This window comes from Micromonospora sp. DT227, assembly GCF_049841835.1.
In the GTDB taxonomy this organism is placed as follows: Bacteria; Actinomycetota; Actinomycetes; order Mycobacteriales; family Micromonosporaceae; genus Micromonospora.
Genome location: NZ_JBNCLA010000002.1, coordinates 156,293 through 179,124, shown reverse-complemented (window position 1 = coordinate 179,124; position 22,832 = coordinate 156,293). Strand labels below are relative to the sequence as shown.

Sequence of the window (22,832 nt, the reverse complement as noted above, 5' to 3'; positions counted from 1 at the left end):
CTCAGCCGTCGCGGCGGGTGGTCCAGCGGAACGTGGTCAGGCAGAGGACCAGGCCGATCACGCACCACGCGCCGAGCACCAGCGCGACCGTGCCCAGCTCGAACGAGCCGCCCGGCTCCTGGGCGCCGAAGCTGTCCGGGAGGAAGACCGAACGCAGGCCCTGGCACATCCACTTCAGCGGGAAGATCGCCGCGACCTGCTGCATCCAGGTGGGCAGGCTGGTGAAGACGAAGAACACGCCGGAGATGAACTGGAGGACCAGCGCGACCGGGGTGACCACGGCCGAGCCGCTGCGGGCGGTACGGGCCAGCGACGAGATGGCGATGCCGCAGAGCGTGCAGGCGGTGACACCGAGCACGGCGACCCAGCCGAACGTGAGCCACTTGGCGGCGGTCTGCGGCAGGTCCAGGTCGAACAACGCCACCGAGACGGCGAGCAGCAGCGCGGTCTCGGCGACACCGATCACCACCACCATGATCACCTTGCCGGCGAACCAGACCCACTTCGGCATCGGCGTGCCCCGGTAGCGCTTGAGCACGCCCCGGTCCCGCTCGATCGGGATCCAGATGCCGAGGTTCTGGAAGCTCACCGTCATCAGGCCGGTCGCGATCATGCCGGTGATGAAGTACTGCGTGTAGCTGACGCCCGGGGCGATCTCGTCGCTGAAGATCGCCGCGAAGATCAGGATCATGATGATCGGGAAGCCCATCGTGAACACGACGGACTCCCGGCTGCGCAGGAACTGGGTGATCTCCAGCCGGCCCTGGCGCAGCGCCAGCGCACCCGCGCCGGTCCGCCGGGCCGGTGCGGCGGCGACCGGGGCCGTCGGCTTCGTCGTGGTGGTCATCAGTGTCCGATCATCCGCAGGTAGACGTCTTCCAGGGTCGGCCGGGTCACGGTGAGGCCGGGCACCTCGCCGCCGAAGCGCGCGGCCAGGTCGTACACCAGCGCCGTCGGCGTCGCGGTCTGCGCCGACCCGGGCGTCCCGTCCGGGTTACGCCAGGAGACGGTCGCCAGCGACTCCTGGCGGTTGCCCAGCATGTTCGGCGGCGCGACCTCCACCACCCGGCCGGCCGCGATCACGCCGACCCGGTCGGCGAGCGCCTCGGCCTCGTCCAGGTAGTGGGTGGTGAGCACGATGGTGGTGCCGGCGGCGGCCAGGTCCCGGATCAGGTCCCAGAACTCGCGCCGGGCCTCCGGGTCGAAACCGGTGGTCGGCTCGTCGAGGAAGAGCAGCTCGGGGCGGCCGATGATGCCCAGCGCCACGTCCAGGCGGCGCTTCTGGCCGCCGGAGAGCGTGTGCGTGCGCGCCTTCGCCTTGGCGCCCAGCCCGACGCGTTCGACCACCTTGGCCGGGTCGTCGGCGTCCGGGTAGAAGCCGGAGAAGTGCCGGACCACCTCACCCACGGTCAGCTCGTCGAACTCGCCGGTCCCCTGGAGCACGATCCCGACCCGGGCGCGCCAGTCGGCGTCGGCGTGGGCCGGGTCGACCCCGAGCACCCGCACCTCGCCGGCGTCGCGGTGCCGGTAGCCCTCCAGGATCTCGACAGTGGTGGTCTTGCCCGCGCCGTTCGGGCCGAGCAGGGCGAACACCTCGCCCCGGTGGACGTCCAGGTCCACCCCGGCCACCGCGACGTTGTCGCCGTACGTCTTGCGCAGTCCCCGTACGGAGATCGCGAGCTGCTGGTCCATGACTCAAGTGTGCGTCCTGCGGCCCCCGGCCCGGTCCCGGGGTGAGCTATGTACGCGAGGTATACACTCGGTGTAGTATCGCCGCATGACCGTTCCCCTGACCCTGCTCGGCCTGCTCGAACGCGAACCGAGCCATGGCTACGACCTGAAACGCGACTACGACACGTTCTTCGGACGCGGCAAACCGCTGCCGTACGGGCAGGTCTACTCGACGCTGAGCCGGCTGGCCCGGGACGGCAAGGTGATGGTCAGCGACGTCGCCCCCGGTGCCGGGCCGGACCGCAAGCGCTACGTCATCACCGACCGGGGCGCCACCGAGGTGGAGCACTGGCTGACCGAGCCGGTGGAACCGGAACCCCACCTGCAGACCGTGCTGTTCGCCAAGGTCGTGCTCGCGCTGATGCTTGATCGTCCGGCCGAGGCGTACCTGGACACCCAGCGCGCCGCCCACCTGCACCGGATGCGCGAGCTGACCGAGGTCAAGCGGAACGGTGGGCTGGTCGACGTGATGCTCGCCGACCATGGCCTCTACCACCTGGAGGCGGACCTGCGATGGATCGAGGCGACCGGCGCCCGACTCGACGCGCTGCGGAAGGAGGTCCGGCGATGACCGTGACGATCGAGGCGCGCGACGTCACGTTCGCGTTCGGCGAGACCCCCGCCCTGCGCGGCGCGAGCCTGGCCGTGGAGGCCGGTGAGGTCGTCGCCGTGATGGGGCCCAGCGGCTCCGGCAAGTCGACGCTGCTGCACTGCCTGGCCGGCATCCTGCCGCCCGACTCCGGCGAGGTTCACTTCGACGGCAACCGGATCGACACGCTCGGCGAGGCCGACCGGAGCGCGCTGCGCCGGGACCGCTTCGGGTTCGTCTTCCAGTTCGGCCAGCTCGTCCCCGAACTGACCGCCGCGGAGAACGTCGCGTTGCCGCTGCTGCTCGGCGGGGTCCGCCGCGCGCCGGCGCTGCGGGCCGCGCACGGCTGGTTCGACCGGCTCGGGCTGGCCGGCCTGGAGCACCGCCGCTCCGGTGAGCTGTCCGGCGGGCAGGCGCAGCGGGTCGCGCTGGCCCGGGGCCTGGTCGCCCGCCCGCAGGTGCTCTTCGCCGACGAGCCCACCGGCGCGCTCGACTCGCTCACCGGCGAGGAGGTGATGGCCCTGCTCGTCGACACCGCCCGGGAACAGGGCACCACAGTCATCCTGGTCACCCACGAGCCGCGCGTCGCCGCGTACGCCGACCGCGAGGTCGTGGTGCGGGACGGGCGGATCAACGCTCCGGCGCGGGTCGGCTCGTGATCTCCCTCGCGCTCCGGCTCGCCGTCGCGGGTGGTCGGGAGGCGCTCGTCCGGCTGGTGGTCATCGCCGCCGCCGTCGCGATCGGCACCGGACTGCTGCTCACCACCGTGGCCGGCGTGCACGCCACCAACACCCAGCTCGGCCGGTACGCCGCGATGTACCCGCAGGAGACGGCGGGCGGAACCACCGATCCGCTGCTCTGGTCGACCCGGTACGACTACTTCCACGGCGCGCAGATCCTCCGCGTCGACGTCGCCGCCACCGGGCCGACCGTGCCCACCCCGGTCGGGGTGCCCCGGCCCCCCGGACCCGGCGAGTGGTACGCCTCCCCGGCGATGCGGAAACTGCTTGCCACCACCCCGGCCGACCAGCTCGCCGACCGCTACCCGGGCCGCGACGTCGGCCTCATCGGTCCGGCGGCGCTCACCTCGCCGGACGCCCTGCTCATCCTCGTCGGCGGCACCCCGGACCAGGTGGGCGCGTTGGTCGGGGTCCGGGAGGTCACCCGGGTGGCCGGCAACGAGGCGCCGCTGCCGGAGACCGCGATCGACCTCATCCTCGGCGTGGTGGCCGGCGGGCTGCTCTTCCCCGTGCTCATCTTCATCGGCACCGCGACCCGGCTCGGCGCCGCCCGCCGGGAGCAACGCTTCGCCGCGATGCGCCTGGTCGGGGCCACCCCACGACAGATCTCGGTGGTCGCGGCCGGGGAAGCCACGCTCGCCGCGGCCGTCGGTGTCGCGGTCGGCTTCGCGCTGTTCCTCGCGTTCCGCCCGCAGCTCGCCGGGATCCCGTTCACCGGCATGCCGTACTTCCCCGACGACCTCGCCCTCGGCGTGCCGGACGTCCTGCTGGTGGCGCTCGGGGTGCCGGCGGGCGCGGCGGTCGCCGCCCGGGTCGCCCTGCGCCGGGTGCGGATCTCCCCGCTCGGCGTCACCCGGCGGGTGACGCCGAGGCCGCCGCGGGCGTACCGCTTGATCCCGCTCGTGCTCGGTTTCGCCGGGCTGGGCTTCGCGTTGCTCTACCGGCCCGGCACCGCGGACGGCCAGACCGCGCTCTTCCTGCCCGCGCTGCTCCTGATCATGATCGGGCTGATCGCCGGTGGTCCCTGGTTGACCATGGTGGGGGCGCGGGCGATGGCGGCCCGGGCCAGCCGGCCGGCGGCGCTGATCGCCGCCCGTCGGCTCGCCGACAACCCGGCGGCCGGGTTCCGGGCGGTCAGCGGCGTGATGCTCGCGCTCTTCGTGACGACCGTGGCGGTCGGCATCATGGGGACGATCGCGGCCGAGCGCGGCCCGGCCCCCCGGGGTTCGCTGGAGGCCGGTCGGCTCTCCTTCTATCTGGGGGACGACGCGCCGGTGCCCACCACGCTGCTGGCCGACCTGGCCGCGGTCCCCGGCGTGCGGGACCCGGTGGTCGTCCGGCAGAACCCGGTGCGCGCCCTCGGCCACGAGTTCGGCGTCATCGCCTGCGCGGACATCCCACCCGCCTACGGGCGGTGCGCCGACGGGGTGACCGTCGCCGAGGTGGCGTCGGGCCTGATCCCCTGGCGGGCGTCCGCCTCGGCGGACCGGATCTGGCCGGCGTCCACCGTCGACCCGGCCGTCCTCCCCGGGCTGCCGGCGGACTCCGTGGCGGTCGACGCGGACGGCCCGATCGCGGTCGAGCGGGCCCGGACGGTCATCGAACGCGCGATCCCCGCCTTCGCGGTGGCCCCGAACGTGCCAGGTGACTTCGAGTCCGACTTCACCAACACGATGCGGGGCTGGCAGCGGTTGGCCGACGTGGTCGTGGTGGCCAGCCTCGTGCTCGCCGGATGCAGCCTGGCGGTCGGTGTGGCGGCCGGCCTCAGCGAACGGAAGCGGCCGTTCAGCCTGCTGCGGCTCACCGGCGCGCCGGTGCGGCTGCTGCGCCGGGTGGTGGCGCTGGAGAGCGTGGTGCCGATGCTGACCGTCGCCGCGGTCGCGGTCGGGATGGGCCTGATCGCCGCGCACCTGTTCCTACGCGCGCAGATGCACTACGACCTGCGCCTGCCCGGGGTCGGCTTCGTCGCCGTGGTGGCCGTCGGGTTGCTCGGCTGCCTGGCCGTCATCGCCGCCACGCTGCCACTGCTGGAACGCGTCACCGGCCCGCAGACCGCCCGCAGCGAGTGACCCGCCCGGTGGGTCGGCCACATGTGCGGGCCCGGCCGACCCACCGGCGCGGACATCCAACTGTGTGGTTTTGCACAGCCGATTTTACTGAACGGTAACTTAGACTCCGGCCATGGACGACGCGATGCCGGGACGCCTGCCGGAGCGGGACCGCCCGTGGGTGATGCGCACGTACGCCGGGCACTCCTCCGCCGCGGCCTCCAACGCGCTCTACCGCCGCAACCTGGCGAAGGGGCAGACCGGGCTGTCGGTCGCGTTCGACCTGCCCACCCAGACCGGCTACGACCCCGACCACGAGCTGGCCGCCGGCGAGGTGGGTCGGGTCGGCGTGCCGGTGGCCCACCTCGGCGACATGCGCACGCTCGTCGAGGGCATCCCGCTGGCCGAGATGAACACCTCGATGACCATCAACGCGCCGGCGATGTGGATGCTCGCGCTCTACGGCACGGCCGCCGTCGAGCAGGGCGCCGAGCTGCGCCGCTGCGCCGGCACCACGCAGAACGACATCATCAAGGAGTACCTCTCCCGGGGGACGTACATCTTCCCGCCGGCCGCCTCGCTGCGGCTGACCGCCGACGTCATCGCGTACACGCTGCGCGAGATGCCGCGGTGGAACCCGGTCAACATCTGCTCGTACCACCTCCAGGAGGCCGGCGCGACGCCGGTGCAGGAGGTCGGCTTCGCGCTCGCCACCGCGGTCGCCGTGCTGGACACCGTGCGCGACTCCGGCCAGGTGCCGGCCGAGCGGATGGGCGACGTGGTGCAGCGGATCTCCTTCTTCGTCAACGCCGGCGTGCGCTTCGTCGAGGAGATCGCCAAGATGCGCGCGTTCGGCGCGCTCTGGGACGAGATCACCCGCGACCGCTACGGCGTGACGGAGGCGAAGCAGCGCCGGTTCCGCTACGGCGTGCAGGTCAACTCGCTGGGCCTGACCGAGGCGCAGCCGGAGAACAACATCCAGCGCATCGTGCTGGAGATGCTCGGCGTCACGCTGTCCCGGGACGCCCGGGCCCGCGCCGTGCAGCTTCCCGCCTGGAACGAGGCGCTCGGCCTGCCCCGCCCGTGGGACCAGCAGTGGTCGCTGCGCATGCAGCAGGTGTTGGCGTACGAGTCGGACCTGCTCGAATATCCCGACCTGTTCGACGGCTCGCACGTGATGACCGCGCTCGTCGACGACATCGTCACCGGCGCCCGGGTCGAGCTGGACAAGGTGCTGGAGATGGGCGGCGTGGTGACCGCCGTGGAGTCCGGCTACCTCAAGAGCGCGCTGGTCGCCTCGCTGGCCGACCGGCGCCGGCGGATGGAGGTCGGCACCGACGTGGTGATCGGCGTCAACCGGTTCACCGAGACCGAGCCGTCCCCGCTGACCGCGGCCGGCGCCGAGGCGATCGAGCAGGTGGACCCGGCGGTCGAGGCGGCTGCCGCGGCCGGCGTACGCGAATGGCGGGCCGGCCGGGACGCGGCGGCGGTCGACGCCGCGCTGGCGCGCCTGCGCGCGGACGCCGCGACCACCGTGAACCTGATGCCGGCGACGCTGGCCTGCGTGGCCGCCGGGGTGACCACCGGGGAGTGGGCCGGCGCGCTGCGCCAGGTGTTCGGCGAGTACCGCGCGCCGACCGGGCTGACCGGCGCGGCCGGGGCCGGCGGCGACGCGAACCTCGCGGCGGTCCGGGAGCGGGTCGCCGCCACCGCGCGGGAGCTGGGCACCGGCCGGCTGCGGCTGCTGGTCGGCAAGCCGGGGCTGGACGGGCACTCCAACGGCGCGGAGCAGATCGCGGTACGCGCCCGCGACGCCGGCTTCGAGGTGATCTACCAGGGCATCCGGTTGACCGCCGGGCAGATCGTGGCCGCCGCGGTGGAGGAGGACGTCGACCTGGTCGGGCTCTCCGTGCTCTCCGGTTCGCACCTGGCCGCCGTGCCGGCGGTGCTGGACGGGCTGCGCGCGGCCGGCCGGGGCGACCTGCCGGTGGTGGTGGGCGGCATCATCCCGCCCGCCGACGCGGAGACGCTGCGGGCCGCCGGCGTGGCCCGGGTGTTCACGCCGAAGGACTTCGCGCTCACCGGCATCATCGACGAGCTGGTCACCGTCATCCGCGAGCGGATGTAAGGCGGGGCCCCCGCTTAACGCCTTTGGTAGAGGCGGGGCCCCCGCCTAACGCCGGATCCGGCCCGCCAAAGCGGTGAAAGTCCTAAAGTGGGGCAAGACACCCACGGAAGGGCGGAAAGATGACCGCGTCGATGGAGATGCCCCGGGTCCAGGAGTGCGCCGTCCGATCCTGCGCCTACAACCACACGAACGACTGCCACGCGTTCGCCATCACGATCGGCAGCAGCGACCACGCGCACTGCCACACGTTCGTGGAACTGCCGGTGCGCGGCGGCATCGACCAGCTCGTCGCGCAGGTCGGCGCCTGCTCCCGCGCCGACTGCCAGCACAACTCCGACCTGGAGTGCCACGCCCCCGCCATCACCGTCGGCCCGGACAACGACATGGCCGACTGCATGACCTACCGCAGCCGCTGAGCGACCGGCGCGCTCGGACGCGGAAGCCGGCGGCGCGCGGTCGGACGCGGAAGTCAGCGGTCGGACGCGGAGGCCGGCGGCGCGGTCAGACGCGGAAGCCGGCGGCCCGCGCCGCCGCGCGTTCCCGGCGACGGTCCTTCCGGCGGCGGAACAACCAGACCACGAAGACCACCAGGCCGACCGCGAACACCAGCACCAGCACCGGCAGCAGGATCGCCACCACCGACATGACCACGCTCGTCGCGTCCTCGGCGGTGCTGGCCACCGGTGCGCCGAAACCGGCCGTGGTGGCGTTGACGACCGGCCGGGCGGCGGCCTTGAGCAGGTGCACGCCGAGCGCGATCAGCACGCCCACCACCACCGGCACCCACTGGTGGGTGGAGAAGAACGTGTCCGGGTCGCTGACCGTGACCGTCTCCGAGCCGGACCCGGCGCCGAAGGCCAGACCGCCGGCGGTCGGCCGGACCACGGTCTGCACCATGTCGTTGACGTGGTCGACTACGGGCACCTTGTCGGCCACCGTCTCGACCGCCAGCAGGACGGCGAGGATCGCCAGCACCCAGCCGTTGCCGAGCCACTGCCAGCCGCTCGGCAGCTCGATCAGGTCGGTGTAGCGGGCCAGCAGGCCCATCAGCATCAGCGGGATGTAGGCGTTCAGGCCCGCCGAGGCGGCGAGACCGGAACCGGTGAGGACTTCGAGCACGATTTCAGAATGGCACCGGTGCGCCAGTGGCGCTCGTCGGCGTCGGTCGAGGGCTCGGCTACCCTCGTCGGGTGCGGTTGGTCATTGCGAAGTGCTCGGTGGACTATGTCGGACGGCTCTCGGCGCACCTGCCGCCGGCCACGCGGCTGCTCATGGTCAAGGCGGACGGCTCGGTGTCGATCCACGCGGACGACCGGGCCTACAAGCCGTTGAACTGGATGAGCCCGCCGTGCCGGCTGGAGGAGGCGCCCGGCGTCTGGCGGGTGGTCAACAAGGCCGGCGAGGAGCTGCGCATCACACTGGAGGAGATCTTCCAGGACACCTCGTACGCGCTGGGCGTCGACCCCGGGCTGCGCAAGGACGGCGTGGAGGCGCACCTCCAGGAGTTGCTCGCCGCCAACCCGGGCACCCTGGGCGAGGGCTACACGCTGGTCCGGCGGGAGTACATGACCGCGATCGGCCCGGTCGACCTGCTCTGTCGGGACGCCGACGCCGGCGCGGTCGCGGTCGAGGTGAAGCGGCGCGGCGAGATCGACGGGGTGGAGCAGCTCACCCGCTACCTGGAGCTGATGAACCGGGACCCGCTGCTCGCGCCGGTCACCGGCGTGTTCGCCGCGCAGGAGATCAAGCCGCAGGCCCGGGTGCTCGCCGCCGACCGCGGCATCCGCTGCGTGGTGGTCGACTACGACAAGCTGCGCGGCATCGAGCGTGACGAGCTGACGCTGTTCTGAGCCGCGACGAGCTGACGCTGTGCTGAGCCGTGACCGCCCGGCCCGGGCGGTCAGCGCTTGCGGCCGTACATCAGCTTGGCGACCTTGACCAGGCGGGCGACGTCGGCCGGGGTGCGCTCGAACGTCATGGCCGGCAGCAGCGAGCGGGCCCGACGGCGGGTGACCGCCTTGGGCCGGCCGAACTCGCGCAGCCCGTCCTCGCCGTGGATCCGGCCGAAGCCGGACTCGCCGGTGCCGCCGAACGGCAGCGTGGACATGCCGGCGAAGGTCAGCGCCGAGTTCACCGAGGCCATCCCGGAGCGCAGCCGCCGCGCCACGGCCACCGCCCGCGCCCGGCCGAAGACCGAACCCCCGAGCCCGTACGGCAGCGCGTTGGCGCGCTCGACGGCCTCGTCGACGTCGCGGACCCGGTTGACGGTCAGCGTCGGCCCGAACGTCTCCTCGCGGACGGCGGCGGAGTCCTCCGGCACGTCGACCAGCACGGTCGGGTGCACGTACGGCGGCTGGACCGCCTCCGGGCCGCCGAGCACCGCCCGGCCGCCCCGGGCGACCGCGTCGTCGATGTGCCGCCGGATCACGTCGATCTGGGCCGGCATCGTGATCGGGCCGAGGTCGGTGCCGTCGGCGCCCACGGTCAGCCGGCCAGCCTTCGCCACCACCTTGTCGACGAACGCGTCGAAGACCTGGTCGACCGCGTAGACCCGCTCGATGCCGATGCAGGTCTGGCCGGCGTTGGTCAGCCCGCCCCAGACGGCCGCCTCGGCGGCGGCGTCCAGGTCGGCGTCCGAGTCGACGATCATGGCGTCCTTGCCGCCGGCCTCCAGCAGCACCGGGGTGAGCGTCTCGGCGCAGGCCGCCATGACCTTCTTCGCGGTGGCCGTCGAGCCGGTGAAGGCCACCTTCGCCACGCCGGAACGGCACAGCGCCGCGCCGACGTCGCCGAGCCCGTGCACCGCCTGGAACACCGGCTGCTCCGGCACCACCTCGGCGAACCGGTCGACCAGCCACTGGCCCACCGCCGGGGTGTACTCGCTCGGCTTGAACACCACCGCGTTGCCGGCGGCCAGCGCGTACGCCGCCGAGCCGATCGGGGTGAAGACCGGGTAGTTCCACGGACCGATCACGCCGACCACGCCGTACGGCTGGTATTCCAGGTGGCCGGTGAACTCGGCGAGGATCAGCCGGGAGCGGACCCGGCGGGGGCCGAGCACGCGCGGGGCGTTACGGGCCGCCCAGTCGACGTGCTCCAGCGCGGTGAGGATCTCCACCACGGCGTCGCCGACCGGCTTGCCGCCCTCGGTGTGCATCAGGTCGGCCAGCTCCTCGATGCGCCGGGCGAGCACGCCGCGCCAGCGCTGGAGCCGGTCCCGCCGGCCGGTGAAGCCGAGCCCGGCCCACCACTCGGCGGCCGGGCGGGCCCGGTCGACGGCGGCGCGCACGTCCGCCTCGGTGGCCACCGGGAGCCGCCCGGCCTCCGCGCCGGTCGCCGGGCTGGTCGACACCAGTCGACCGGCCTCGATGAGCGGGATTCCGGGGAGATGCACTGCGGTCATGGCCGAAGTCTAGACCCGAATATTACTCATGGGTAGGTGGCGGAGGCCCGCTACGCTGCCCGGACCGATGCCCGTCACATCGACACACGTGATGTCCGAACGCGCCCGGTGCGGCCACCCGAACGGCGAACGGGAGGTGACCGGCCGGGGTCGCGCGGGTGACCGCGCGGGGGTGGGAGCCACTACGGTGAGGTGGCAGGCTGACGCCGCGGGGCGATGTGGGGTGGAGGTCGACTGTCCATGGAGGAGCATCCGGAGTTGATGCCGTTGCTGACGGTGTCGGGCGGAGCGATGCGCGGGCTCAGTTTCCGGGTCGGCCGGGGCGTGCAGGTGATCGGCCGCGCGCCGACCGCCGACGTCGTGCTCGCCGACCCGCACCTGAGCCGACGGCACGCCACCATCCAGGCCACCGTGGAGGGGGTGCTGCTCACCGACCTCGGCTCGACCAACGGCACCTGGCTCAACGACACCCGGATCACCGGCAGCGTGCCGATCTCCGACGGGGACGTGGTCCGGCTCGGCCGCACCGACCTGCGCCTCTACGATCCCGGCGTGGCCCGGACCGACCCGGTCGGGATGACCTTCGGGACGCCTCCCCGCCGCGACCAGCGGCCCACGCTGCCGCTGCCGGTCCCGGCGCCCCGGCAGTCGATCGAGTCCCGCGAGGCGCAACCCGCCGACGCCCACTGACCGCCCGCCCGCCCGCACTCACGCACGCACGCGCGGGTTCGCCGTGCGCGCGAATTCACGGAAAGTGTGGCTGTCGCGGCCGGAACAGCCGCACTTTCCGGGAAACAGGGCGCGCGGATGGGGCGGCGGTGTGTGGGGCGGGCACATGGCTTCCGGGCGGGCGGTGTGCCAGCATGCGCTGATGCGGAGCGCGCGGCACACGGTCCAGGCCAACGGCATCACCCAGGCGGTCCGGGTGGCCGGGTCCCCGGACGGCGTGCCGGTGCTGCTGGTGCACGGCAACGTCTCGTCGTCGGCGTTCTGGGAGCCGCTGCTGCCGGAACTGCCGGCGACGCTCCGGGTGGTCGCGCCCGACCTGCGCGGCTACGGCGAGACCGACACCGCGCCGGTCGACGCCACCCGCGGCGTCGGTGACTTCGCCGACGACGTGGCCGCCCTGCTCGACGCCCCCGGGCTGTTCGCACCCGGCGCCCGGCCGGTGGTGGTCGGGCACTCGCTCGGCGGCGGCGTGGCGATGCGGCTGCTCGTCGACCGGCCGGAACGGGTGGCCGGGCTGCTGCTGGCGGCGCCGGTGTCCCCGTACGGCTTCGGGGGCACCCGGGACCTCGACGGCGCCCCCACCACGCCCGACTTCGCCGGCACCGGCGCGGGCGGCGCGAACCCCGACTTCGTGGCCCGGCTCGCCGCCGGTGACCGGGGCGCCGACGGCCCCACCAGCCCGCGCAACGTGCTGCGCGCCGCGTACGTGGCCGACCCGGCGTCGCTCGGCGACCACGAGGACCTGCTGCTGGAGAGCATGCTGACCACCGCCACCGGGGACGACAACTATCCCGGCACCGCGGCCGCCTCGGACCACTGGCCGGGGACCGCCGCCGGGCGGCGCGGCGTGCTCAACGCGTTGGCCCCGACCCACTTCCGGCTCGCCGACGAGCTGGTCGCCGTGCCGGTCAAGCCGCCGGTGACCTGGGTACGCGGCGACGCCGACGTGATCGTCTCGGACACCTCGCTGTTCGACCTGGCGTACCTCGGTCAGCTCGGGATCGTGCCCGGCTGGCCCGGCGCCGAGGGGTGCCCGCCGCAGCCGATGGTCGGGCAGACCCGCGCGGTGCTGGACCGGTACGCGGCGGCCGGCGGGTCGTACCGGGAGGTGGCGCTGCCCGGCTGCGGGCACAGCCCGCACCTGGAACGGCCCGCCGAGTTCGTCGCCGAGCTGCTGGCGCTCGCCGGGGTGACCGCGCCCGGGTGACCGCGCCCGCGTGAGACGTGGTGCGTGAAATATCCCACCGCGTCTCGACAACACAGCGTCACGTGGCAGACTCCGGCGCATAACCTTAGCGGCCGTTCATGTCGGCAACGGCGGAGGCAACCGAGGGAGGCCGGTCGTGGCGCGCGAGTTCACCCGGGTGGGCGTGGTGGGTCTGGGCACCATGGGTGCCGGCATCGTCGAGGTGTTCGCCCGCAACGGCGTCGACGTGACCGCGGTGGAGATCTCCGACGCCGCGCTGGAACGCGGCCGGGTCACGCTCACCGGTTCCACCGACCGCGCGGTGGCCAAGGGCAAGCTCGCCGAGGCCGACCGGGACGCGCTGCTGGCGCGGGTGGACTTCCGGGTCGGGCTGGGCGCGCTGCACGACGTGGACCTGGTGATCGAGGCGGTGCCCGAGCACCTGGACCTCAAGCAGCGGATCTTCGCCGAGCTGGACCGGGTCTGCAAGCCCGACGCCATCCTGGCCACCAACACCTCGTCGCTGAGCGTCACCGAGATCTCGGTCGCCACCACCCGGCCGAACCAGGTCATCGGCATCCACTTCTTCAACCCCGCCCCGGTGATGAAGCTGGTCGAGGTGGTTCGCACGGTGGTCACCTCCGCCGAGGTGGTGGCCGACGTGGAGGCGCTCTGCGCCCGCCTCGGCAAGGTCGACGTGACGATCAGCGACCGGGCCGGCTTCATCGCGAACGCGCTGCTCTTCGGCTACCTGAACCACGCGGTCGGCATGTTCGAGGCGCGCTACGCCACCCGCGAGGACATCGACGCGGCCATGAAGCTCGGCTGCGGCCTGCCGATGGGCCCGCTGGCGCTGATGGACCTGATCGGCCTGGACACCGCGTACGAGATCCTGGACACGATGTACCGGCGCGGCGGCCGGGACCGCCGGCACGCCCCGGCCCCGCTGCTCAAGCAGATGGTCACCGCCGGGCTGCTCGGCCGGAAGTCCGGCCGCGGCTTCTACACCTACGAGCGGCCGGGCTCGCCCAAGGTCGTACCCGACGAGCACACCCCGGTGGCCGCGGAGGCCGCGCTCGCCGACGGCGCGCGCGTGGTCGCGAAGGTCGGCGTGGTCGGCTCCGGGACCATGGCCACCGGCATCATCGAGGTCTTCGCCAAGGCCGGCTACGAGGTCATCTCGGTGACCCGGGGCGCGGAGAAGTCCGCCAAGGTCTGCGAGGCGGTCAAGACCTCGCTCAACAAGGGTGTCGTCCGGGGCAAGCTCGCCGAGACCGACCGGGACGCCGCGCTGGGCCGGATCACCTGGTCCGCCACGCTGGAGCACCTCGCCGACGTCGACCTGGTGGTCGAGGCCGTGGTCGAGGAGCTGAGCGTCAAGAAGGCGCTGTTCGCCAGCCTGGACGAGATCTGCAAGCCGGGCGTGGTGCTCGCCACCACCACCTCGTCGCTGCCGGTGATCGACGTGGCGATGGCCACCCAGCGCCCGGCCGACGTGATCGGCCTGCACTTCTTCAACCCGGCGCCGATCATGCCGCTGGTGGAGATCGTGCGGACCATCCGCACCTCCGCCGAGACGTCGGCCACCGCCCGCGCGGTCTGCGCCACGCTCGGCAAGACCGGCGTGGTCTGTGGCGACCGGTCCGGTTTCATCGTCAACGCGCTGCTCTTCCCGTACCTGAACGACGCGGTGAAGATGCTGGAGGCCAGCTACTCCACCGCCGACGACATCGACCACGCGATGAAGCTCGGCTGCGGGTACCCGATGGGCCCGTTCGAGCTGCTCGACGTGGTCGGCCTGGACGTCTCGCTGGCCATCCAGCGGGAGCTGTACCTCGAACTGCGCGAGCCCGGCTTCGCGCCGGCGCCGCTGCTGGAGCACCTGGTCACCGCCGGCTACCTGGGCCGCAAGAGCGGTCGCGGGTTCCGCGACCACACCAACCGCTGACCGCGTCAACGGCCCGCGCCGGTGACGGCGTCATGAGGGTGTGACCTTCGAGGAGTACGTCGGCAGCCGGGGCCCGGCCCTGTTGCGCCTGGCCCGGCTGCTGACCGGCGACGCGCACCGCGCCGAGGACCTGACCCAGGACGTGCTGGCCCGCGCGTACGTGCACTGGCGGCGGATCGCCCGCGTCGACCGGCCCGACGTGTACGTACGCCGGATGCTCGTCAACGCCAACCACTCCTGGTGGCGGCGGCGGTCCAACCGCGAGCTGGCGATGGACACATTCGCCGAGCGGCCCGAGCGGGGCGACCTCGACGGCGAGGCGGCCGACCGGGACGAGATGTGGCGGCTGATCCGCGCCCTGCCCGACCGCCAGCGCGCCGTGCTCGTGCTGCGCTACTACGAGGACCTGGACGACGCGACGATCGCCCAGATCCTCGACTGCTCCCCGGTCACCGTCCGCACCCACGCGATGCGGGCGCTCGCCCACCTCCGGGAGCGCTGCGGCGTCCCGACGACCAAGGGGAGCCGGCCGTGACCGACCTCGACCAGCGGATCGCGTCGGCGCTGCGGGAGCACGCCGACGGGGACGTCGACGCCGACCGCCTGCTGCGCGGTTCCCGCACGCTCGGCCGGCGCCGGCAGGCCCGCCGCCGGATCACCGCCGGCACCGCGCTCACCCTGGTCGGCGTGCTCGGCCTCGTCGGGGTGGTGCGGGCGGACGTGGGCGGGCTGGCCGAGCGCCTGCCCTGGGCGGCCACGACGCCGGCGACGCCCCCGCCCCCGGTGCCGCCGCCGGCCGACGGGGTGCCGGGGGCGGCCACCGACCCGGCCCGGGTCGGCACCGATCCGGGGGTGCTGCACTTCGGCGTCGACCCGACCCAGGTCCGTTACCTGAACTGGGAGGTCCTCGGCCAGGTCGAGTCGGTCCAGGTGGACACCGGGCACGGGCCGCCGGTCACGGTGCAGGTGGCGCGTTCCCGGCAGGAACTCGATATCCGCGAGATCGAGGGGTTTTCGGCGCAGGTGAGCCGGGAACGGCTCAGGTTCGACGGTGGGCGCTGGTCCAGGGTCGGCACGGACGGTCGCACGCCCGTCGCCTGGATCCAGTCCTGGCAGCCCGCACCGGGAGTCTTCGCCCGCGCGGCCACCAGCAGCGGGGACCTCCCGGCGCTGGCCCGAGCGGTGAACGCCCTCCGGTGGGACCAGGCACGCCGGTGCGCCGCGCCGGTACGGATCGACGCGCTTCCGGAGGGATCGATGGTCGACTCGTGCCGCGCCGACGTCTCCTCGTACCCGAAGTTGGTCACCGCCCAGTTCTCGGTGAAGCGGAACGGCGCGACGATGACCGTCTGGTATCGCTACGCGGTGGGCGCCGGCACCAGCACCAAGGCCAACCGGTCGTACGCCGGCCGGCCGGCGTACGTGGTGCCCGGTGGATGGACGCTCGACCTGGTCGGCGTCCCGAAGGTGGAGCTGAAGGCCACCGTCGGGGCGGCGGCGCCCGGATTCACCGAGGCGGAGGCGGGGATGCTGCTTGCCGACGCGCGACTGGCAAAGGACCCGTCCGACCTGACGACGTGGCCCTGACCGTGCGAGATCCTGGTACGGAGCCGCCCCGGGATGGGCGGGGCCGTACCAGGATCGCCCGGATGCGGGCCGTACGCTTGGTGACCGTGAGCCCCCGTCGCAATCGGCCCCGCCGGGACGAGACCACCGGTCTGGACGCCGACCGAGCCCGCCACGGCGTGCCGACCGTGCAGCAGTGGCGCGACGGCGACTGGCAGGTGCGGGGGATCAGCGGCGGCGCGTCCGCCAAGACGTACCGTTGTCCCGGGTGTGACCAGGAGATCCGTCCGGGCGTGGCGCACCTGGTGGCCTGGCCGGCCGACGACCGGGGTGACCTGACCGACCGCCGGCACTGGCACAGCGGCTGCTGGCGGGCCCGGGACCGGCGCGGCCCCAACCTCCAGCGCGGCCGGGGCGCCCCCCGGCACGGCTGAGCGATCTGGATCACCCGGTTCCCGCCCCGGCGGGCGGCGGGGCCGGCGGCGCGGGACACTGGCACGGTGAGCACTCCGATTCGCGCGTCGTCGATCCTGCCCGGCCGCCGGGAGGACATCGAGCTGCACACCGCCGACGGGCTGACACTCGTCGGCGAGCTGGCCCGGCCGGTGGAGCGCGAGCCGGTCGGCACGCTGGTGTGCCTGCACCCGCTGCCCACCCACGGCGGGATGATGGACAGCCACGTGTTGCGCAAGGCCGCCTGGCGGCTGCCCGCGCTGGCCGACCTGGCCGTGCTGCGGTTCAACACCCGGGGCACCAGCAGCGTCCGCGGCACCAGCGAGGGGGCGTTCGACAACGCCGTCAGCGAGCGGTTCGACGTGGCCGCCGCGATCGAGTACGCCGAGTTCCACGAGCTGCCGAACATCTGGCTGGTCGGCTGGTCGTTCGGCACCGACCTGGCGCTGAAGTACGGCTGCGACCCGGCTGTCGCCGGCGCGATCCTGCTCTCCCCGCCGCTGCGCTTCTCCGCCCCGGAGGATCTCGCGGTCTGGGCCGAGTCGGGCCGGCCGCTGACCGCCCTGGTGCCGGAGTTCGACGACTACCTGCGCCCGGACGAGGCCCGGCAGCGGTTCGCCGCCGTGCCGCAGGCCGAGGTGGTCGGCGTGGACGGCGCCAAGCACCTCTGGGTCGGCGACGCCGAGAAGGCGCTCGACGAGATCGTCCGGCGGGTCGCCCCGGGCGTGCCGGTGCCGCTGCCGACGAGCTGGGACGGCCCGATGGAGACCGGCGACGTCAGCGCGTACGCGGACCGGACGGTGGCCGCGTTCGCCGACACCCCGGTCCCCGGCCCCGCCCAGCGAAGCGCCGAGTAGCGCTCACCGAGCGTCCTGGCATCCCCAGCACCCCCTCACGGACCTCACGGACCTGACGGACCTGACGGTCGATCATGAAGTTGACCGCCCCGGAGAGCGCTCCCCGCGCCGTCAACTTCATGATCGACGGGGTCGGTCGGCGCTCTCTGGGTGGGTCAGTCCTTGTCGACGGTGACGGCGCTGGGCTTGGCGCTGCGCTCGTCGGTGGTGGGCTTGGTCGGGCGCTTGCCGTTCTCGCCGGTGCTGGTGATCTTCGTGGGGGTGGCGCCCCGGCCACCCTCGCCCGGCACGGCGGCCACGGTGGGCTCCCCGTCGACACCCGCGCCGGCGGCCGAGTCCATCGTGGTCACCGGTTCCGCGATCGGCTTCGCCGGCCCGGCCTCCGCCGGCTCGCCGGCCGACCGGGTCCCGCCCTGCTCCGGCCCGGCGCCGTTGGCCGACACCGTGGCGGTGCCCTTCGCCGGGCCACGACCCGCCGGGGCGCCGCCACCCACGGGTACGCCGTCCCCCGCCGGCCGGCCGCCGGTGGCGGCGGTGGCCAGCTCCGCCGGGTCGACCGGGGTGGCCGAGATGCCGGCCGAGTCGGCGTCCCGACGCAGCTCGGTGAGCCGGCGCTCCAGGTCGTCGGACTCCTGCCGGGACTTCCACGTCGCGGTGCGCAGGTCGGCCAGCTCCTGCTGCGCCGTGGCGATCTCCAGCATCACGTGGGCGAGCTGCTGTCGGCCGGCGGCCACCTCCTGCTGGGTGGCGGCGAGGTGCTGCTGGGTGGTGGCCAGGTGCTGCTGGGTGGTGGCCGCGTACTCCTCGAACTGGCGACGCGAGGCCGCCACGTGCTCGTCGGCCCGGCGGCGCTGCTCGGTGGCGTCCGCCTCGGCCCGGCGCAGCAGCTCGGCGGCCTCCAGCTCGGCCTGCTGCCGCATGGTGAGCGCGTCTTCCTCGGCGGCCTGCCGGATGCTCGCGGCGTTGCGCTCGATCTCGTCGCGCCGGGCAGCGTACGCCTGCTCCAGCTCCTCGTGCCGGCTGGTGTGCTGCTTGTCGAGCTCGTCGCGGCGCTTGGCGAACTCCTGCTCGGCGGTGGCGCGGCGCTGGGCCAGCTCCTTCTCCGCCTTCTCGCGCTGGCCGGCGACCTCCTTCTCCACCCCGGCCCGCCACGCGCCCAGCTCCTGCTGGGTCTGCGCGCGGGACTGCTGCACGTACGCCTCGGTCTCGGTGCGCATCCGCTGCACGTACGCCTCGACCTCGGCGCGGTTGCGCTTGCCGGCCTCGGTGGCCTCGGTGGTGAGCCGGCTGGCCTCGGTGCGGGCCCGGCCGCGGGTGGCCTTGGCGGCCTCCTCCGCGTCGTCGACGATCTTCTTGGCCTCGGCGAGCGCCTTGGCGTGGGTGGCCCGGCCCGCCTCGGCGGCGGCGTCGGTGAGCCGCTTGGCCTCCTGCTGGCCCTTGACGTGCACCTCCTTGGCCGCCTCGCGGAGCTGGTTGGCCTCCTGCTGCGCCTTGGCCAGCACCTCCTTGGCCGCCTCGCGCAGCCGGGCCGCCTCCTGCTGGGCGCGGGCGTGGATCTCCTTGGCGGTGTCCCGTAGCTGGGTGGCCTCCTGCTGCGCCTTGGCCAGCGCGTCCTGGGCGGTCCGGCGCAGCTTCTCGGCCTCGTCCTGGGCGGCCGTACGCAGCTTGGCGGACTCGTCCCTGGCGGCCTTCAGCGTCGCCTCGGCCTCGGCCTTGCGGGTCGCGGTGTGCCGCTCCTCCTCGGCGCGGCGGGCGGCGAGCGCGATCTCGAAGTCCTTGAGCGCCTGCGCGGCCTGCTCCCGGGCCTCCTCGACGATGTGCTCGGCGGCGGCCCGACGGGCCTCGATCTCCTCGTTGGCGGCGGCGAGGATGTCGTCGGCCTGCTCCTCGGCCATGGTGAGGATCTGCTCGACCCGGGGACCGAGGTGCCGGAACGAGGCGCGGTCCACCACACCGACCTGCTTGCGCACCTGGGCGAGATCGCGCTGGAGCACCTCGACCTGGCCGGCGAGCTTGTGGATCTGGGTGTACGCCTGTTCCCGCTCGGTGGTCAGCGCCGCGATCTCGTGTTCCGCGCGGGCGACGTAGCGGTCGACCTGTCGTTTCTCGTATCCCCGCAGCGCGGACTCGAAGCTGGGCTCCGTGGTCACGTCCCCGCCGAGCGCGAACAGTTCCTCGCCGTGCGACATGCCCCCATCCTCACACGCCTCCGCCTCCGCGGGGGCGATACGGACGCCCCTTCTGGGACCTACTTCACCCTCGTGGCGAAACGGGCCGGGGAAAGCATGACGGCGCGGGGTGGCACCGGTTACCCGGTGTCACCCCGCGCCGTGGCTCATGCCCCGTCAGCGGGTGGTGGCTCAGCCGGCCGACTCGGCCGTGACCTTCTGCCCGGAGGTGTCGGCCTTCGGCGTCTCGGCCGCCTTGTTGCCGCCCGCCGGCACGCCCGGCACGATGCCGGCCAGGCCGGAGAGCATCTGCCCGAGCTGGGAGGTGACCGCGTCCTTCTGGCGGGTCAGGTCCTCGACCTCGCGGCGGGCCGCCTGCGTGGTCAGCTCCGCCTCGGTGCGCGCCTCGTTGAGCACCCGCTGCGCCTCGGCCCGCGCCTCGTTGAGCGTCTTGTCGGCCAGCGCCTTGGCCTTGTCGACCGTGTCGTTGGCGGTGCGCTCGGACTCGACCCGGCGCGACTCGGCCCGCTGCTCGATCTCCTTGGCCCGCTCCTGGGCGGCCCGGGCCCGCTGCTCGGCCTCGTTGACCATCTTCTGGGTCTGCGTGACCTGGGCGGCGTGCCGCGCCGACTCCTCGCGCTCGGACTTTTCGCGCCGCTCGGCGAGCTGGAGCTCCAGGGCCTGGAGGTCCTTGTCGCGCTTGTCGCGCGCGTCGGTGAGCAGCTTGGTCGCCTCGGCCCGCTTCTCCTCGGCCTCCCGGGCGGCCTTGGCCCGCTGCTGGGTGATCTCCCGCTCGGCGGTGGCGCGCAGCGTGGCGACCTCCCGCTCGACCGTCGACTTCAGCTCGGCCACCTCGTGCGCGGTGACCGTACGCAGCTGCTTGGTCTCCCGGTCGGCGTCGGAGCGCAGCGTGTCCGCCTCCCGGCGGGCCTGCACGCGGACCTCGGCGGCCTCCCGCTCGGCGGCGGTGCGGACGGTGCCGGCCTCCCGCTCGGCGGTGGCCTTCATGGCGGCGGCCTCGGCGCGCGCCTTGTCGGTGATCTCGCGCGCCTCCAGCCGGGCGGCGGAGAGGATGCCCTCCGACTCGCGCTTGGCCTCGTTGCGGTGGTCGTTGGCCTGCTCCTCGGCCAGCCGCAGGATCTGCTCGACGCGGGTGCCCAGGCCGGAGAGGGTCGGCCGGCTGTTCTCCTCGAGCTGCTTGTTGGTCTCGGTGAGCTTCTGCTCGAGCGCACCCTGGCGCTGCTCGGCCTGCCGGAGCCGACGCTGGGCGTCGTTCATCCGCTGCTCGGCCTCGGCGCGGGCCTGCTCGGACTGGCTGAGTGCGGCGCTCAGCCGGCCGATGAAGTCGTCGACCTGGTTGGTGTTGTATCCGCGCAGGCCAACAGTGAAATCGGGCTGTGAGTTCGCGTTATCGAAGAACGCAAGAGGGGAGGACTGCTGCTGGGGCATTGGGACATACTCGCAGACCCCCCAGGGTGGTTCGCAAGAGTGGTCGGCAGCTTTCGCGTCCTCTTTACATGGTCAACTTCTGCCGGCCGGGGGACCGGACCAATCGGCGATCTTGGCAGGTCCCGGGCCGGACGGCGGCGCCGGACGGTCGGCGGGAAAGGGCCGCGGACGGGTGCCCGCGGCCCTTTGTGTTCACGACTGTCTTCATGACTGTCCGGGCGACAGTCGAATGGCGTCCCGCTCCGCCGGAAAGGCAATCCGTCGACGCCGTACGGTCAGTGCCCGCGGAACCGGTTGATCGCGCTTTCGTGCCGGGAGCGCAGCTCGGTGTCCCGGACGCCGAGCCCGTCGGTGGGCGCCAGGCAGCGCACGCCGACCTTGCCCTGGTGCGCGTTGCGGTGCACCTCGTACGCGGCCTGACCGGTCTGCTCCAGCGGGTACGTCCTCGACACCGTCGGATGCACCTTGCCGAGCGCGACGAGCCGGTTGGCCTGCCACGCCTCGTGGTAGTTGGCGAAGTGGCTGCCGACGATGCGCTTGAGGTGCATCCACAGGTAGCGGTTGTCGTACTGGTGCAGGAACCCGCTGGTGGAGGCGCAGGTGACGATCGTGCCGCCCTTCTTGGCGACGTAGACGCTGGCGCCGAACGTCTCCCGACCCGGGTGCTCGAAGACGATGTCCGGGTCCTCGCCACCGGTCAGCTCGCGGATCCGCTCGCCGAAGCGCCGCCACTCGTCCTGGTCCTGCGTGTGCTCGTCGGACCAGAACCGGAAGCCCTCGGCGGTGCGGTCGATGACCAGCTCGGCGCCCATCCGCCGGCACAGCTCGGCCTTCTCCGGCGAGGAGACCACGCAGACCGGGATCGCGCCGCCGCCCAGCGCCATCTGGGTCGCGTAGCCGCCCAGGCCGCCGGAGGCGCCCCAGATCAGCACCACGTCGCCCTGCTTCATGTTCGCGCCGTGGTGCGAGACGAGCTGCCGGTACGCGGTGGAGTTGACCAGCCCGGGGCTGGCCGCCTCCTCCCAGCTCAGGTGGCGCGGCTTCGGCATCAGCTGGTTGGCCTTGACCACGCACAGCTCGGCCAGGCCGCCGAAGTTGGTCTCGAAGCCCCAGATCCGCTGCTGCGGGTCGAGCATGGTGTCGTCGTGGCCGGCGGCGTCCTCCAGCTCGACCGACAGGCAGTGCGCGACCACCTCGTCGCCGGTCTTCCACCGGGTCACGCCGGGGCCGGTCCGCAGCACCACGCCGGCCGCGTCCGAGCCGACCACGTGGTACGGCAGGTCGTGGCGGCGGGTCAGCTCGGAGAGCCGGCCGTAACGCTGGAGGAACTTGAAGGTGGGCAGCGGCTCGAAGATGCTGGTCCACACCGTGTTGTAGTTGATCGCGCTGGCCATGACCGCGACCAGCGCCTCGCCCGGCCCCAGCTCGGGGGTGGGCACCTCCTGGACGTGCAGCGCCTTGCGCGGGTCCTTGTCCCGGGTGGCCATGCCCTCGAACATCCGGGTGTCCTCGGCCCGCACCACCACGCCCCGGTAGCTCTCCGGCACCGGCAGGCCGGCCAGGCCGGCGAGGTCCCGTTCCGGCCGCGCCGAGCCCTCCGTCGCCATGATCGCTTCAAGGATGTCCTGCACGGTGACCTCCCGTTCGTCAGCACCCGCACCGGGGCAGGGGTGCTGCCATCGTCGGCGCCGGTGCGACGGGACCGCCATGTCGGCAATCGACACATCCGGCACCGGTCGCGCTCCTGTGGGCCGGGACGTTACTGAACGGTAGCTTGGGTCGGAAGGGCTGTGTGAAAAACTGCATCGGCCGATGCGTGGAGATGTCCGTGGGAACG

At 73.3% G+C, this 22,832-nt stretch carries 20 protein-coding genes; 13 read left to right on the top strand and 7 right to left on the bottom strand.

What is annotated here, in order from left to right; genetic code table 11:
- Position 1: 1 nt before the first annotated feature.
- The gene (locus ACLQ2W_RS09790) at positions 2–847 is read right to left on the bottom strand and encodes an ABC transporter permease (RefSeq protein WP_425786149.1); all 846 of its coding nucleotides are present in this window, start codon (positions 845–847) and stop codon (positions 2–4) included.
- Entirely contained in the window at positions 847–1,692 is an 846-nt protein-coding gene (locus tag ACLQ2W_RS09785; protein WP_425786148.1) for an ABC transporter ATP-binding protein, read from the bottom strand. Before ACLQ2W_RS09785 ends, ACLQ2W_RS09790 begins: the two co-directional genes overlap by 1 nt.
- Positions 1,693–1,777: 85 nt before the next feature.
- On the opposite strand from ACLQ2W_RS09785, the gene ACLQ2W_RS09780 reads away from it, so the two are divergent.
- The 5 genes from ACLQ2W_RS09780 to ACLQ2W_RS09760 all read left to right on the top strand — a co-directional run bounded on the left by ACLQ2W_RS09780 (position 1,778) and on the right by ACLQ2W_RS09760 (position 7,652).
- Entirely contained in the window at positions 1,778–2,302 is a 525-nt protein-coding gene (locus ACLQ2W_RS09780) for a PadR family transcriptional regulator (RefSeq protein WP_281937576.1), read from the top strand.
- Positions 2,299–2,979 carry an ABC transporter ATP-binding protein gene (locus tag ACLQ2W_RS09775; RefSeq protein ID WP_405090978.1) on the top strand — a complete coding sequence of 227 codons (681 nt, stop codon included), beginning with the start codon at positions 2,299–2,301 and terminating at the stop codon, positions 2,977–2,979. The genes ACLQ2W_RS09780 and ACLQ2W_RS09775 overlap by 4 nt, the downstream gene beginning before the upstream one ends.
- The gene (locus tag ACLQ2W_RS09770) at positions 2,976–5,129 is read left to right on the top strand and encodes an FtsX-like permease family protein (RefSeq protein WP_425786147.1); all 2,154 of its coding nucleotides are present in this window, start codon (positions 2,976–2,978) and stop codon (positions 5,127–5,129) included. The genes ACLQ2W_RS09775 and ACLQ2W_RS09770 overlap by 4 nt, the downstream gene beginning before the upstream one ends.
- 112 nt (positions 5,130–5,241) lie before the next feature.
- Positions 5,242–7,236 carry a protein meaA gene (locus ACLQ2W_RS09765; RefSeq protein WP_425786146.1) on the top strand — a complete coding sequence of 665 codons (1,995 nt, stop codon included), beginning with the start codon at positions 5,242–5,244 and terminating at the stop codon, positions 7,234–7,236.
- A gap of 119 nt (positions 7,237–7,355) precedes the next feature.
- Positions 7,356–7,652 (top strand): DUF1540 domain-containing protein, encoded by a 297-nt coding sequence (locus ACLQ2W_RS09760; protein WP_281937569.1) that lies wholly within the window; start codon positions 7,356–7,358, stop codon positions 7,650–7,652.
- Between the two features lie 85 nt (positions 7,653–7,737).
- Here the strand turns inward: ACLQ2W_RS09760 and ACLQ2W_RS09755 are convergent, their stop codons facing one another.
- Positions 7,738–8,355, bottom strand: a complete 618-nt coding sequence (locus ACLQ2W_RS09755) for a DUF4126 domain-containing protein (protein ID WP_281937567.1) — start codon at positions 8,353–8,355, stop codon at positions 7,738–7,740.
- 71 nt (positions 8,356–8,426) lie between these two features.
- On the opposite strand from ACLQ2W_RS09755, the gene nucS reads away from it, so the two are divergent.
- Entirely contained in the window at positions 8,427–9,086 is a 660-nt protein-coding gene (gene nucS / locus ACLQ2W_RS09750; protein WP_281937565.1) for an endonuclease NucS, read from the top strand.
- 50 nt (positions 9,087–9,136) lie between these two features.
- Here nucS and ACLQ2W_RS09745 read toward each other — a convergent pair whose 3' ends face one another.
- Complete coding sequence (locus tag ACLQ2W_RS09745; protein WP_425786145.1) at positions 9,137–10,639, bottom strand: aldehyde dehydrogenase family protein; 1,503 nt, start codon at positions 10,637–10,639, stop codon at positions 9,137–9,139.
- Between the two features lie 240 nt (positions 10,640–10,879).
- Here ACLQ2W_RS09745 and ACLQ2W_RS09740 point away from each other — a divergent pair, with 240 nt between their 5' ends.
- From ACLQ2W_RS09740 to ACLQ2W_RS09710, 7 genes are all read left to right on the top strand, one after another.
- Positions 10,880–11,329, top strand: a complete 450-nt coding sequence (locus ACLQ2W_RS09740; protein WP_425786144.1) for an FHA domain-containing protein — start codon at positions 10,880–10,882, stop codon at positions 11,327–11,329.
- Positions 11,330–11,510: 181 nt separating this feature from the next.
- Positions 11,511–12,575: an alpha/beta fold hydrolase gene (locus ACLQ2W_RS09735; protein ID WP_425786143.1), complete on the top strand. Its 1,065-nt coding sequence runs from the start codon at positions 11,511–11,513 to the stop codon at positions 12,573–12,575.
- 136 nt (positions 12,576–12,711) lie between these two features.
- A complete protein-coding gene (locus tag ACLQ2W_RS09730) occupies positions 12,712–14,502 on the top strand; it encodes a 3-hydroxyacyl-CoA dehydrogenase family protein (protein ID WP_425786142.1) in 1,791 nt (596 codons plus the stop codon).
- Positions 14,503–14,542: 40 nt separating this feature from the next.
- The gene (locus ACLQ2W_RS09725) at positions 14,543–15,037 is read left to right on the top strand and encodes a SigE family RNA polymerase sigma factor (RefSeq protein WP_425786141.1); all 495 of its coding nucleotides are present in this window, start codon (positions 14,543–14,545) and stop codon (positions 15,035–15,037) included.
- A complete protein-coding gene (locus ACLQ2W_RS09720; protein WP_425786140.1) occupies positions 15,034–16,089 on the top strand; it encodes a hypothetical protein in 1,056 nt (351 codons plus the stop codon). Before ACLQ2W_RS09725 ends, ACLQ2W_RS09720 begins: the two co-directional genes overlap by 4 nt.
- Before the next feature lie 80 nt (positions 16,090–16,169).
- Positions 16,170–16,502, top strand: a complete 333-nt coding sequence (locus tag ACLQ2W_RS09715; protein WP_425786472.1) for a hypothetical protein — start codon at positions 16,170–16,172, stop codon at positions 16,500–16,502.
- Between the two features lie 66 nt (positions 16,503–16,568).
- Positions 16,569–17,378, top strand: coding sequence for an alpha/beta hydrolase (locus ACLQ2W_RS09710; protein ID WP_107157024.1), 810 nt, complete (start codon positions 16,569–16,571; stop codon positions 17,376–17,378).
- 155 nt (positions 17,379–17,533) lie between these two features.
- Here the strand turns inward: ACLQ2W_RS09710 and ACLQ2W_RS09705 are convergent, their stop codons facing one another.
- The 3 genes from ACLQ2W_RS09705 to ccrA all read right to left on the bottom strand — a co-directional run bounded on the left by ACLQ2W_RS09705 (position 17,534) and on the right by ccrA (position 22,626).
- The gene (locus ACLQ2W_RS09705) at positions 17,534–19,567 is read right to left on the bottom strand and encodes a hypothetical protein (RefSeq protein ID WP_425786139.1); all 2,034 of its coding nucleotides are present in this window, start codon (positions 19,565–19,567) and stop codon (positions 17,534–17,536) included.
- 171 nt (positions 19,568–19,738) lie between these two features.
- Positions 19,739–20,995: a DivIVA domain-containing protein gene (locus ACLQ2W_RS09700; protein WP_405090966.1), complete on the bottom strand. Its 1,257-nt coding sequence runs from the start codon at positions 20,993–20,995 to the stop codon at positions 19,739–19,741.
- Between the two features lie 275 nt (positions 20,996–21,270).
- On the bottom strand, positions 21,271–22,626 hold the full coding sequence (ccrA, locus tag ACLQ2W_RS09695; RefSeq protein ID WP_357303415.1) for a crotonyl-CoA carboxylase/reductase: 1,356 nt from the start codon (positions 22,624–22,626) through the stop codon (positions 21,271–21,273).
- Between the last annotated feature and the right edge of the window lie 206 nt (positions 22,627–22,832).

Bases quoted from the DNA above. Each gene is read 5' to 3' on its own strand.
- ACLQ2W_RS09785 (WP_425786148.1), bottom strand. From the start codon at position 1,692: ATGGACCAGCAGCTCGCGATCTCCGTACGGGGACTGCGCAAGACGTAC.
- ACLQ2W_RS09780 (WP_281937576.1), top strand. From the start codon at position 1,778: ATGACCGTTCCCCTGACCCTGCTCGGCCTGCTCGAACGCGAACCGAGC.
- ACLQ2W_RS09735 (WP_425786143.1), top strand. From the start codon at position 11,511: ATGCGGAGCGCGCGGCACACGGTCCAGGCCAACGGCATCACCCAGGCG.
- ACLQ2W_RS09705 (WP_425786139.1), bottom strand. From the start codon at position 19,567: ATGTCGCACGGCGAGGAACTGTTCGCGCTCGGCGGGGACGTGACCACG.
- ACLQ2W_RS09790 (WP_425786149.1), bottom strand. From the start codon at position 847: ATGACCACCACGACGAAGCCGACGGCCCCGGTCGCCGCCGCACCGGCC.
- ACLQ2W_RS09775 (WP_405090978.1), top strand. From the start codon at position 2,299: ATGACCGTGACGATCGAGGCGCGCGACGTCACGTTCGCGTTCGGCGAG.
- ACLQ2W_RS09760 (WP_281937569.1), top strand. From the start codon at position 7,356: ATGACCGCGTCGATGGAGATGCCCCGGGTCCAGGAGTGCGCCGTCCGA.
- ACLQ2W_RS09700 (WP_405090966.1), bottom strand. From the start codon at position 20,995: ATGCCCCAGCAGCAGTCCTCCCCTCTTGCGTTCTTCGATAACGCGAAC.
- ACLQ2W_RS09765 (WP_425786146.1), top strand. From the start codon at position 5,242: ATGGACGACGCGATGCCGGGACGCCTGCCGGAGCGGGACCGCCCGTGG.
- ACLQ2W_RS09745 (WP_425786145.1), bottom strand. From the start codon at position 10,639: ATGACCGCAGTGCATCTCCCCGGAATCCCGCTCATCGAGGCCGGTCGA.
- ACLQ2W_RS09740 (WP_425786144.1), top strand. From the start codon at position 10,880: ATGGAGGAGCATCCGGAGTTGATGCCGTTGCTGACGGTGTCGGGCGGA.